The organism is Pseudomonas sp. SHLD1 (genome assembly GCF_028640935.1).
GTDB lineage: Bacteria > Pseudomonadota > Gammaproteobacteria > Pseudomonadales > Pseudomonadaceae > Chryseomonas > Chryseomonas aestiva.
Genome location: NZ_JAQZAD010000019.1, coordinates 94,526 through 107,142 on the forward strand (window position 1 = coordinate 94,526; position 12,617 = coordinate 107,142).

General features: G+C 64.0%; 9 protein-coding genes. 8 read left to right on the top strand and 1 reads right to left on the bottom strand.

Annotated elements, in window-relative coordinates:
- Positions 1-2 precede the first annotated feature (2 nt).
- The 8 genes from sdhA to brnQ all read left to right on the top strand — a co-directional run bounded on the left by sdhA (position 3) and on the right by brnQ (position 12,098).
- A complete protein-coding gene (gene sdhA / locus PVZ77_RS14510) occupies positions 3-1,775 on the top strand; it encodes a succinate dehydrogenase flavoprotein subunit (RefSeq protein WP_133859675.1) in 1,773 nt (590 codons plus the stop codon).
- Positions 1,776-1,786: 11 nt separating this feature from the next.
- A complete protein-coding gene (locus tag PVZ77_RS14515) occupies positions 1,787-2,491 on the top strand; it encodes a succinate dehydrogenase iron-sulfur subunit (protein ID WP_007159253.1) in 705 nt (234 codons plus the stop codon).
- A 185-nt stretch (positions 2,492-2,676) separates the two neighbouring features.
- The gene (locus PVZ77_RS14520) at positions 2,677-5,508 is read left to right on the top strand and encodes a 2-oxoglutarate dehydrogenase E1 component (RefSeq protein WP_273809115.1); all 2,832 of its coding nucleotides are present in this window, start codon (positions 2,677-2,679) and stop codon (positions 5,506-5,508) included.
- Positions 5,509-5,550: 42 nt separating this feature from the next.
- Entirely contained in the window at positions 5,551-6,771 is a 1,221-nt protein-coding gene (gene odhB / locus PVZ77_RS14525; RefSeq protein ID WP_273809116.1) for a 2-oxoglutarate dehydrogenase complex dihydrolipoyllysine-residue succinyltransferase, read from the top strand.
- A gap of 80 nt (positions 6,772-6,851) precedes the next feature.
- Positions 6,852-8,288, top strand: a complete 1,437-nt coding sequence (lpdA, locus tag PVZ77_RS14530) for a dihydrolipoyl dehydrogenase (RefSeq protein WP_133859672.1) — start codon at positions 6,852-6,854, stop codon at positions 8,286-8,288.
- Positions 8,289-8,495: 207 nt separating this feature from the next.
- Positions 8,496-9,662, top strand: a complete 1,167-nt coding sequence (sucC, locus tag PVZ77_RS14535; RefSeq protein WP_064306646.1) for an ADP-forming succinate--CoA ligase subunit beta — start codon at positions 8,496-8,498, stop codon at positions 9,660-9,662.
- Complete coding sequence (gene sucD, locus PVZ77_RS14540; RefSeq protein ID WP_133859671.1) at positions 9,662-10,549, top strand: succinate--CoA ligase subunit alpha; 888 nt, start codon at positions 9,662-9,664, stop codon at positions 10,547-10,549. Before sucC ends, sucD begins: the two co-directional genes overlap by 1 nt.
- 205 nt (positions 10,550-10,754) lie before the next feature.
- Entirely contained in the window at positions 10,755-12,098 is a 1,344-nt protein-coding gene (gene brnQ / locus PVZ77_RS14545; protein WP_273809117.1) for a branched-chain amino acid transport system II carrier protein, read from the top strand.
- A 55-nt stretch (positions 12,099-12,153) separates the two neighbouring features.
- Here the strand turns inward: brnQ and PVZ77_RS14550 are convergent, their stop codons facing one another.
- The gene (locus PVZ77_RS14550; RefSeq protein WP_007159246.1) at positions 12,154-12,435 is read right to left on the bottom strand and encodes a hypothetical protein; all 282 of its coding nucleotides are present in this window, start codon (positions 12,433-12,435) and stop codon (positions 12,154-12,156) included.
- Positions 12,436-12,617: the final 182 nt, after the last annotated feature.

Below are 12,617 nucleotides of genomic sequence, written 5' to 3' on the forward strand. Positions count from 1 at the left end.
CTATGTCCACAATTCGTCATATCTCGTTTGATGCCATCATCGTAGGTGGCGGCGGCGCCGGTATGCGCGCAGCGCTGCAGCTGGCCCAGTCCGGTCACAAGACCGCGGTGATCACCAAGGTCTTTCCGACCCGTTCCCACACCGTGTCCGCCCAGGGCGGCATCACCTGCGCCATCGCCTCGGCCGACCCGAACGATGACTGGCGCTGGCACATGTACGACACCGTCAAGGGGTCGGACTACATCGGTGACCAGGACGCCATCGAGTACATGTGCTCCGTAGGCCCGGAAGCGGTCTTCGAGCTCGAGCACATGGGTCTGCCGTTCTCCCGCACCGAGCAGGGCCGCATCTATCAGCGTCCCTTCGGCGGCCAGTCCAAGGACTACGGCAAGGGCGGCCAGGCCGCGCGGACCTGCGCCGCGGCCGACCGTACCGGTCACGCCCTGCTGCACACCCTCTATCAGGGCAACCTGAAGAACAACACGGTGTTCCTCAACGAGTGGTACGCCGTGGATCTGGTGAAGAACCAGGACGGCGTCATCGTCGGGGTCATCGCCATCTGCATCGAGACCGGCGAGACCGTCTACGTCAAGGCCAAGGCCACCGTGCTGGCCACCGGCGGCGCGGGCCGTATCTATGCCTCCACCACCAACGCCCTGATCAACACCGGTGACGGTGTCGGCATGGCGCTGCGCGCCGGTGTGCCGGTGCAGGACATCGAGATGTGGCAGTTCCACCCCACCGGCATCGCCGGCGCCGGGGTGCTGGTCACCGAGGGTTGCCGCGGTGAGGGTGGCTATCTGATCAACAAGCACGGCGAGCGCTTCATGGAGCGCTATGCGCCCAACGCCAAGGACCTGGCCGGCCGTGACGTGGTCGCCCGTTCCATGGTCAAGGAAGTGCTGGCCGGCAACGGTTGCGGTCCGGATGGCGACCACGTGCTGCTGAAGCTGGACCACCTGGGTGAAGACGTGCTGCACAGCCGTCTGCCCGGTATCTGCGAACTATCCAAGACCTTTGCCCACGTCGACCCGGTCGTCGCACCAGTGCCCGTGATCCCCACCTGCCACTATATGATGGGCGGCATCGCCACCAACATTCATGGTCAGGCCATCACTCAGGATGCCAATGGCAACGACAGGATCATCGAAGGCCTGTTCGCCGTGGGCGAAGTGGCTTGCGTGTCCGTGCACGGCGCCAACCGTCTGGGTGGCAACTCGCTGCTGGACCTGGTGGTCTTCGGTCGTGCGGCCGGTCTGCACCTGGAGAAGGCGCTCAAGGACGGCATCGAGCACCGCGGTGCCTCGGAAAGCGACCTGGAAGCCTCGCTGCAGCGTCTGTCCGGCGTCAACGAGCGGACCACTGGCGACGACGTCGCCACGCTGCGCAAGCAGCTGCAGACCTGCATGCAGAACTACTTCGGGGTGTTCCGCACCGGCGAGTACATGCAGAAGGGCATCGCCGAGCTGGCCGATCTGCGCGAGCGTATCGCCAAGGTCAAGATCAACGACAAGAGCCAGGGCTTCAACACCGCCCGTATCGAGGCGCTCGAGTTGCAGAACCTGCTGGAAGTGGCCGAAGCGACCGCCATCGCCGCCGAGAACCGCAAGGAGTCCCGTGGTGCTCACGCCCGTGAAGACTTCGAAGAGCGTGACGACGAGAACTGGCTGTGCCACACCCTCTATTTCCCCGGTGAAAAGCGGGTCAGTAAGCGTGGAGTCAACTTCGCGCCCAAGACCGTACCGATGTTCGAACCCAAGGTTCGGACTTACTAAAGGTGACCACCATGTTGAAAGTCAGCGTTTATCGTTACAACCCGGATCAGGACGGCCTGCCGTCCATGCAGGAGTTCCAGGTCGATACCGGTGGGAAGGACCTCATGGTGCTGGACGTCCTGGCTCTGATCAAAGAGCAGGATGAAGGCTTCTCCTACCGTCGTTCCTGCCGCGAAGGCGTGTGCGGCTCCGACGGCATGAACATCAACGGCAAGAACGGCCTGGCGTGCATCACGCCGCTGTCGGCCGTGGTCAAGAACGACAAGCTGGTCGTGCGCCCGCTGCCCGGCCTGCCGGTCATCCGTGACCTGGTCGTCGACATGAGCATCTTCTACAAGCAGTACGAGAAGGTGAAGCCGTTCCTGCAGAACGAGACTCCGGCCCCGGCCATCGAGCGCCTGCAGAGCCCGGAAGACCGCGAGAAGATCGATGGTCTGTACGAGTGCATCCTGTGTGCCTGCTGCTCGACGTCCTGCCCGTCCTTCTGGTGGAACCCCGACAAGTTCCTCGGCCCCGCCGCGCTGCTGCAGGCCTATCGCTTCCTGGCCGACAGCCGTGACACCAAGACCCAGGAGCGTCTGGCGGCCATGGACGATCCGTTCAGCGTGTTCCGCTGCCGGTCGATCATGAACTGCGTGGCGGTCTGTCCCAAGGGGCTGAACCCGACCAAGGCCATTGGCCATGTGCGGGCGATGCTGCTGCAGAGCGGTACCTGATCCACGTCCCGCCCGGCCAGTTGTGCCGGGCGGGTTCGTTAGCGACCTCGATAGCTTGATTCAACCAATGTCCATTCAGGGATACCCGGAACAGCATCCGGGCATTGGCGCAGCCGTAGGGAGGCCAGGTCTCGCGTCGAGACTGGTCATCGGCTGATGCTATCTCTGCCGAAGGGGTGAACTAGATGCACGAAAGTCAGATGCAGCAACTGTGGGACAGCGCTCACCTGTCCGGCAGTAACGCTGCCTATGTGGAAGAGCTCTATGAGCTGTTTCTGCACGATGCCAACGCTGTGCCGGAAGAGTGGCGCACCTACTTCCAGAAGTTGCCCGCGGTCACTGGCAATTCGCCGGACGTCGCGCATTCCGCGATCCGTGACCATTTCGTGCTGTTGGGCAAGAACCAGCGGCGAGCTCAACCGGTCTCGGCCGGTACCGTCAGTTCCGAACACGAGAAGAAGCAGGTCGAAGTCCTGCGTCTGATCCAGGCGTATCGTCTGCAGGGTCATCAGGCTGCCCAACTCGACCCCCTGGGTCTGTGGAAGCGTCAGCCGCCTGCCGATCTGCTGCTCAACCACTATGGGTTGACCGACGCCGATCTGGATACCACCTTCCGCACCGGTGAATTGTTCATCGGCAAAGAGGAAGCAACTCTCCGCGAAATCAGGGATGCGCTGCAAGAGACATATTGCCGCACGGTCGGTGCGGAGTTCATGCACATCGTCGATTCCGAAGAGCGCCGCTGGTTCCTGCAGCGCCTGGAAAGCGTCCGTGGCCGCCCGCAGTATTCCCCTGAAGTCCGCACCCATCTGCTGGAGCGCCTGACCGCCGCCGAGGGCCTGGAAAAGTACCTGGGCACCAAGTACCCGGGCACCAAGCGTTTCGGCCTGGAAGGTGGCGAGAGCCTGATTCCGCTGATCGACGAGATCATCCAGCGTTCCGGTTCCTATGGCGTCAAGGAGCTGGTGATCGGCATGGCCCACCGTGGCCGCCTGAACGTGCTGGTCAACACCCTGGGCAAGAACCCGCGCGACCTGTTCGACGAGTTCGAAGGCAAGAAGCTGGTCGAGCTGGGCTCCGGTGACGTCAAGTACCACCAGGGCTTCTCCTCCAACGTCATGACCCAGGGCGGCGAAGTCCACCTGGCGCTGGCGTTCAACCCCTCGCACCTGGAGATCGTCTCTCCGGTGGTGGAAGGTTCGGTGCGTGCCCGCCAGGATCGCCGCGGCGATCGCTCCGGCGACAAGGTCGTACCCGTCGCCATCCACGGCGACGCGGCCTTCGCGGGCCAGGGCGTGGTCATGGAAACCTTCCAGATGTCGCAGACCCGGGCCTACAAGACCGGCGGCACCCTGCACCTCGTCATCAACAACCAGGTCGGCTTCACCACCAACCGCCAGGAAGACGCGCGTTCCACCGAGTACGCCACCGACGTCGCCAAGATGATCCAGGCGCCGATCTTCCATGTGAACGGCGACGATCCCGAAGCGGTGCTGTTCGTCACCCAGCTGGCGGTCGATTACCGCATGCAGTTCAAGCGTGACATCGTCATCGACCTGGTGTGCTACCGCCGTCGCGGCCACAACGAGGCCGACGAGCCGAGCGGCACCCAGCCACTGATGTACCAGCAGATCGCCAAGCAGCGTACCACCCGCGATCTCTATGCGGATGCCCTGACCCAGGCCGGCGTCGTCACTGCCGAGCAGGTACAGGCACAGTTCGAAGCCTATCGCGGCGCCCTCGACGAGGGCCGTCACGTCGTGGCCAGCCTGGTCAAGGAGCCCAATCGCGACCTGTTCGTCGACTGGAAACCCTACCTCGGTCATGCCTGGACCGCCCGGCACGACACCGGCTTCGACCTCAAGACCCTGCAGGACCTGGCCAACAAGCTGCTGCAGGTTCCGGAAGGCGTCGTGGTCCAGCGTCAGGTCGGCAAGATCCTCGAAGACCGCCAGAAGATGACTGCTGGCGGCCTGCCCCTGAACTGGGGCTTCGCCGAGACCATGGCCTACGCCACCCTGTTGCACGAGGGCCATCCGATCCGCATCACCGGTCAGGACGTCGGGCGTGGCACCTTCTCGCACCGTCACGCGGTGCTGCACAACCAGAAGGACGCTGTCCCCTACGTGCCCCTGCAGCACCTGGCCGAAGACCAGCCGTCGTTCGAGATCTACGACTCCTTCCTCTCCGAGGAAGCGGTGCTGGGCTTCGAATACGGCTACGCCACCACCACGCCCAATGCGCTGGTGGTCTGGGAAGCCCAGTTCGGTGACTTCGCCAACGGTGCCCAGGTCGTCATCGACCAGTTCATCACCAGCGGCGAGATCAAGTGGGGTCGTCTCTGCGGCCTGACCATGCTGCTGCCCCATGGCTATGAAGGCCAGGGTCCGGAGCACTCGTCGGCCCGCCTGGAGCGCTACCTGCAACTGTGCGCCGAGCAGAACATCCAGGTCTGCGTCCCGACCACCCCGGCGCAGATCTATCATCTGCTGCGTCGCCAGGTGATCCGCCCGCTGCGCAAGCCGCTGGTGGTGCTCACGCCCAAGTCGCTGCTGCGCCACAAGCTGGCCATCTCGACCCTGGAAGACCTGGCCCATGGCTCCTTCCAGACCGTGATCAACGAACTGGATACCCTCGACGCCCAGCAGGTGAAGCGCCTGGTCCTGTGCAGCGGCAAGGTCTACTACGATCTGCTAGAGAAGCGCCGCAGCGAGAATCGTCAGGACATCGCCATCGTGCGTCTGGAACAGCTCTATCCGTTCCCGGAAGACGACCTGGCCGAGGTACTGGCGGGCTACCCGAACCTCGAGCGCGTGGTCTGGTGCCAGGAAGAGCCGATGAACCAGGGTGCCTGGTACTGCAGCCAGCATCACATGCGTCGCGCCGTGTCCGCCTACAAGCAAGGCCTGGGTCTGGAATACGCCGGTCGCGATGCGTCCGCCGCGCCGGCCTGCGGCTATGCCTCCATGCACGCCGAGCAGCAGGAAAAACTGCTGCACGATGCTTTCTCCGTTTGATTCGCCACGCGACTACTAGAGATCACTAAGGAAATTCATAGAATGGCTATCGAGATCAAAGCCCCTACCTTCCCGGAATCGGTCGCTGACGGCACCGTCGCCACCTGGCACAAGAAGCCGGGCGAAGCGGTCAAGCGTGACGAACTGCTGGTTGACATCGAGACCGACAAGGTCGTGCTGGAAGTCGTGGCGCCTGTCGATGGCGTCCTGGCCGAAGTCCTGAAGAACGAAGGCGACACCGTGCTGAGCGAAGAAGTCATCGCTCGCGTGGAAGAGGGTGCCACTGCTGCCGCCGCGCCGGCTGCCCAGCCGACCGCTGCCAGCGCTCCGGCTGCCGCGCCGGCCGGCGGTGGTGAAGAGGACCCGATCCTGGCTCCTGCCGCACGCAAGATCGCCGAAGAGAACGGCATCGACCCGGCTACCCTGGTCGGTACCGGCAAGGGCGGTCGCATCACCAAGGAAGACGCCGTCGCCGCCGTCGAGGCCAAGAAGTCCGGCGCCGCCGCTCCGGCTGCCAAGCCCGCTGCCGCCGCCGCTCCGGTGGTGACCGCCGCTGGCGACCGCACCGAGAAGCGCGTCCCCATGACCCGCCTGCGGGCCAAGGTCGCCGAGCGCCTGGTGGAAGCCCAGTCCAGCATGGCCATGCTGACGACCTTCAACGAGGTCAACATGAAGCCGATCATGGACCTGCGCTCCAAGTACAAGGACATGTTCGAGAAGAAGCACAATGGCGTGCGCCTGGGCTTCATGTCCTTCTTCGTCAAAGCCGCCACCGAGGCGCTCAAGCGCCAGCCGGGCGTCAATGCCTCCATCGACGGCAACGACATCGTCTACCACGGTTATCAGGACATCGGCGTGGCCGTGTCCAGCGACCGCGGCCTGGTGGTTCCGGTGCTGCGCAACGCCGAGTTCATGAGCCTGGCGGAAGTGGAAGGCACCATCGCCGACTTCGGCAAGAAGGCCAAGGCCGGCAAGCTGACCATGGAAGACATGCAGGGCGGTACTTTCACCATCTCCAACGGTGGTGTCTTCGGTTCGCTGCTGTCCACCCCCATCGTCAACCCGCCGCAGACCGCGATCCTGGGCATGCACAAGATCCAGGAGCGCCCCATGGCGGTGAACGGCCAGGTCGTGATCCTGCCGATGATGTATCTTGCGCTGTCCTACGACCATCGCCTGATCGATGGCAAGGAAGCCGTGACCTTCCTGGTCACCATGAAGGACCTGCTGGAAGACCCGGCTCGTCTGCTGCTGGACATCTGATCCGGCTCTCGCGGTGCGGGGCAGGGGCCACGCACCGCTTCAAGTTTTCCTGCCTGAAGCTGCTCCAAGGGGATTAGTGTATGAGCGACAAATTCGACGTAGTGGTGATCGGCGCAGGCCCTGGTGGCTACGTGGCCGCCATCCGCGCCGCGCAGCTCGGTCTGAAGACGGCCTGTGTCGAGCGCTACAAGGGCAAGGAAGGCAAGGTCGCCCTGGGCGGCACCTGCCTGAACGTGGGTTGCATTCCCTCCAAGGCGCTGCTGGACAGCTCCTACAAGTACCACGAGGCCCACGAGGGCTTTAAGGTCCACGGCATCGACGCGCCGAACGTCACCATCGACGTGCCCACCATGATCGGCCGCAAGGACCAGATCGTGAAGAACCTCACCGGCGGCGTGGCCACCCTGTTCAAGGCGAACGGCGTGACCCTGCTGGAAGGCAACGGCAAGCTGCTGTCCGGCAAGAAGGTCGAAGTCACCGGTCTGGACGGCAACGTCCAGGTGGTCGAGGCCGAGAACGTCATCCTGGCGTCCGGCTCGCGTCCCATTGACATCCCGCCGGCTCCGGTGGACCAGAAGGTCATCGTCGATTCCACCGGCGCCCTGGAATTCCAGAGCGTGCCCAAGCGTCTGGGCGTGATCGGTGCCGGCGTCATCGGCCTGGAACTGGGTTCGGTCTGGGCCCGCCTGGGTGCCGAAGTCACCGTGCTGGAAGCCCTGGACAAGTTCCTGGTCGCCGCCGATGAGCAGGTATCCAAGGAAGCCTACAAGATCCTCTCCAAGCAGGGTCTGAACATTCGCATGGGTGCTCGCGTGACCGGCTCCCAGGTCAACGGCGAAGAAGTCACCGTCAACTACACCGAAGCCGGTGAAGAAAAGCAGATCACCTTCGATCGTCTGATCGTCGCCGTGGGCCGTCGTCCGGTCACCACCGACCTGCTGGCATCCGACAGCGGCGTGGAAAGCGACGAGCGTGGCTACATCTACGTCGACGACCATTGCGCTACCAGCGTGCCGGGCGTGTTTGCCATCGGTGACTGCGTGCGCGGTCTGATGCTGGCCCACAAGGCCTCGGAAGAGGGCGTGATGGTTGCCGAGCGCATCGCCGGTCACAAGGCCCAGATGAACTATGATCTGGTCCCCTCGGTGATCTACACCCACCCGGAAATCGCGTGGGTCGGCAAGACCGAGCAGGCCCTGAAGGCCGAAGGCGTCGAAGTCAATGTCGGCACCTTCCCCTTCGCGGTCAGCGGTCGTGCCCTGGCGGCCAACGACACCGCCGGCTTCGTCAAGGTCGTGGCGGATGCCAAGACCGATCGCGTCCTGGGCGTCCATGTGGTCGGCCCGAGCGCGGCGGAGCTGGTGCAGCAAGGCGCCATCGCCATGGAATTCGGCTCCAGCGCCGAAGACCTGGGCATGATGGTGTTCTCGCACCCGACGCTGTCCGAGGCGCTGCACGAAGCGGCCCTGGCGGTGAACGGTCATGCGATCCACGCAGTGAATCGCAAGAAGCGGTAAGGGATTTACGGAACCACGGGGTTGCCGACCGCCGTGGAGCCGCAGGGCTCCACCGCAGGAAGGCACCTCGGACTCTTGTTAGTGGGGTGTTAGACACCCCACTAGGGCAGGGGTCACAGGTGGCGCGGTGCCCGCGACCGTCCGGAGGACGGCTCGGAGAACGCACAGCGTCGAATGCGCAATACCCAACGAAGACGGTAGACAAGCATGAATCTCCACGAGTATCAGGGTAAGCAGCTGTTCGCTGAATACGGCCTGCCCGTTTCCAAAGGCTACGCTGTCGACACCCCCCAGGAGGCCTACGAGGCTTGCGGCCGTATCGGCGGCGACGAGTGGGTCGTCAAGGCCCAGGTACATGCCGGTGGCCGTGGCAAGGCCGGTGGTGTGAAGCTGGTCAAGAGCAAGGAAGAAGCCAAGGAATTCGCCGCCAAGTGGCTGGGCCAGCGTCTGGTGACCTACCAGACCGACGCCAACGGTCAGCCGGTCACCAAGATCCTGGTCGAATCCTGCACCGACATCGATCAGGAGCTCTATCTGGGCGCCGTGGTCGATCGTTCCAGCCGCCGTATCGTGTTCATGGCGTCCACCGAAGGTGGCGTGGACATCGAGAAGGTCGCTCACGACACTCCGGAAAAGATTCTGAAGGCCACCATCGATCCGCTGGTGGGCGCTCAGCCCTACCAGGGTCGCGACCTGGCTTTCCAGCTGGGCCTGAAAGGTGACCAGATCAAGCAGTTCACCCAGATCTTCGTCGGTCTGGCCAAGCTGTTCCAGGACTACGACCTGGCGCTGCTGGAAGTGAACCCGCTGGTGATCAAGAAGGACGGCAACCTGCACTGCCTGGATGCCAAGATCAACATCGACAGCAACGCCATCTACCGTCAGCCCAAGCTGCGCGCCTTCCACGACCCGTCGCAGGACGACGCCCGTGAAGCCCATGCGCAGAAGTGGGAACTGAACTACGTGGCCCTGGAAGGCAGCATCGGCTGCATGGTCAACGGTGCCGGTCTGGCCATGGGTACCATGGACATCGTCAACCTGCACGGCGGCAAGCCGGCCAACTTCCTGGACGTCGGCGGTGGCGCGACCAAAGAGCGCGTGACTGAGGCGTTCAAGATCATCCTGTCCGACAGCAACGTGAAGGCCGTTCTGGTCAACATCTTCGGCGGCATCGTGCGCTGCGACATGATCGCCGAAGGCATCATCGGTGCGGTGAAAGAAGTTGGCGTGAAGGTGCCGGTCGTGGTTCGCCTGGAAGGCAACAACGCCGAACTCGGTGCCAAGGTCCTGGCCGAAAGCGGCCTGAACATCATCGCGGCAACCAGCCTGACCGACGCTGCCCAGCAGGTCGTCAAGGCCGCGGAGGGTAAGTAATGAGCGTCCTGATCAACAAAGACACCAAGGTCATCTGCCAGGGCTTCACCGGTAGCCAGGGTACCTTCCACTCCGAACAGGCCATCGCCTACGGCACCCAGATGGTCGGCGGCGTGACCCCCGGCAAGGGCGGCTCCACCCACCTGGGTCTGCCGGTGTTCAACACCGTGCGTGAAGCCGTCGAAGCCACTGGCGCCGACGCTTCGGTGATCTATGTGCCGGCTCCCTTCTGCAAAGACTCCATCATGGAAGCGGCGCTGGGCGGCATCAAGCTGATCGTCTGCATCACCGAGGGTATCCCTACCCTCGACATGCTGGATGCCAAGGTGAAGTGCGACGAACTGGGCGTACGCCTGATCGGCCCGAACTGCCCCGGCGTCATCACCCCCGGCGAGTGCAAGATCGGCATCATGCCCGGTCACATCCACCTGCCGGGCAAGGTCGGTATCGTGTCGCGTTCCGGCACCCTGACCTATGAAGCCGTGAAGCAGACCACCGACGCCGGCTTCGGCCAGTCCACCTGCGTGGGCATCGGCGGCGACCCCATCCCGGGTTCGAACTTCATCGATATCCTGAAGCTGTTCCAGGAAGATCCGCAGACCGAAGCCATCGTGATGATCGGCGAGATCGGCGGCAGCGCTGAAGAAGAAGCCGCGGCCTACATCAAGGCCAACGTGACCAAGCCGGTGGTGTCCTACATCGCCGGTGTCACCGCACCGCCCGGCAAGCGCATGGGCCACGCCGGCGCCATCATCTCCGGCGGCAAGGGTACTGCGGACGAGAAGTTCGCTGCCCTGCAGGACGCCGGTGTGAAGACCGTGCGTTCCCTGGCCGACATCGGCAAGGCCCTGGCCGAACTGACCGGTTGGGAAGTCAAGAAGGCCTGAGCCTGACTGACGGCAGAAAAGGCCGCCTTCGGGCGGCCTTTTTCATGGGCGCGACCGCGACGCCTCATCAGCTGCCGGCTGCCTTTTCGCCGGTAATTCGTTAGGATGGCAACCTTCCGCTCCAACGGCCACGCCGTGGCCCTGCCAAGACCTGCTCCCATGAGGGCGGGCTGCCTTGTTTTCCTCATTGCTGGTACTGCCTTCCATGAAAGCTTTGCAAAGCCGGGATGTCCTGGCCCTTGGATTCATGACGTTCGCGTTGTTCGTCGGCGCGGGCAACATCATCTTTCCCCCGATCGTCGGTCTGCAGGCGGGCGAGCACGTCTGGAGCGCCGCCCTGGGCTTTCTGCTGACCGCCGTCGGCCTGCCGGTGCTGACGCTGATCGCCCTGGCGCGCGTCGGGGGCGGCATGGACGCCCTGAGCAAACCGCTCGGCCAGACCGCCGCCCGCACCCTGGCCATCGTCTGCTACCTGTCGGTGGGCCCGCTGTTCGCCACGCCGCGCACCGCCACGGTGTCCTTCGAGGTCGGCGTCGCGCCGCTGCTGGGCAACGGACCCATACCGCTGTTCCTCTACAGCCTGGCCTATTTCCTGGTGGTGCTGGTGGTCTCGCTCTATCCGGGACGCCTGCTCGATACCGTGGGGCGCTTTCTCGGTCCGCTGAAGATCCTGGCGCTGGCGGTGCTGGGCGGCGCAGCGCTGTTCTGGCCGGCTGGCGGTCCTGCCACGGCGGCACCGGACTACGCCTCGCGGGCGCTGTCCCAGGGCTTCGTCAACGGCTACCTGACCATGGATACCCTGGGCGCCCTGGTATTCGGCATCGTCATCGTCAACGCCATTCGTGCCCGTGGCGTGACAGCGCCGCAGCTGCTGACGCGCTACACCATCATCGCCGGGCTGATTGCCGGGGCAGGGCTGGTGCTGGTCTACCTGAGTCTGTTCCAGCTCGGCGCCGGCAGCGGGGTGCTGGTGCCCCATGCCAGCAATGGCGCCGAGGTCCTGCATGCCTATGTGCAGCACACCTTCGGCAGCGTCGGCAGCGACTTCCTTGCGGTGCTGATCACCCTGGCCTGCCTGGTCACGGCGGTGGGCCTGACCTGCGCCTGCGCGGAGTTCTTCAGCGAATTCCTGCCGTTCAGCTATCGCAGCCTGGTGGTCCTGCTGGCGGCGTTCTCGCTGCTGGTGTCCAACCTGGGCCTGACCCAGCTGATCCAGATCTCGGTACCGATCCTGACCGCCATCTATCCGCCCTGCATCGCGCTGGTGGTGATGAGCTTCTTCACCGCCCGCTGGGCGGCGCCCGGGCGCATCCTCGGGCCGGTGCTGCTGGTGGCCCTGGCCTTTGGCATCCTCGATGGCCTGCAGGCTGCGCACCTGACGGTGCCCTATCTGAGCGGAGCCGTGCAGTGGCTGCCGCTGGCCGACTCGGGTCTGGGCTGGCTGTTGCCGGCCGTGGTGGTGGGCCTTGCCGCCCTGGCGCTGGAAAGCCTGCGGCCTGGCGAACGCGTCCAAGAGGACGAGGCCGAACCGGATCCCTCGCGCTCCTGAATCAGCCGTCCACAAAAAAGCCCGCATAAGCGGGCTTTTTTCGTATCCAGACAGCTTACGGCTTGGGCTGGGTAGCCGGCGCATTGCCGTTGGCGGTACCGGTGGCCGGGCTGACCGAGGTGGCTTCGCCTTTGGATTGCTCCTTGGCAGCCTCGTTGGCGGCTTCGTTGCGCTGCTCAGCAGCCTTGTTGCTCTGCTCAGCGGCTTTGTTCAGGTTTTCCTGGGCTTTCTGTTCGGTCTTGGCAGCATCCTGAGCCTTGTTTTCGGAAGGCTTGTCACAGGCGGCGAGGCCGAAGGCGGCAGTGAAGAGCAGGGCGATGGCGAAGGGCTTTTTCATGTGTTTTCTCCTTATGAACTACACGACAGCCGTTCGAGCGCACCGTTAAAAGTTAAGTTCCGCGTCTAGCCCAAGCATCGCGCAAATTCCTACCTGCATCGCGAACCGAGCGCGCCAAGGTTGAAATGTCACCGGGCGCCCCCATCTCCGCGACATCGCCAGGCATCTGGTGCGTACCTATC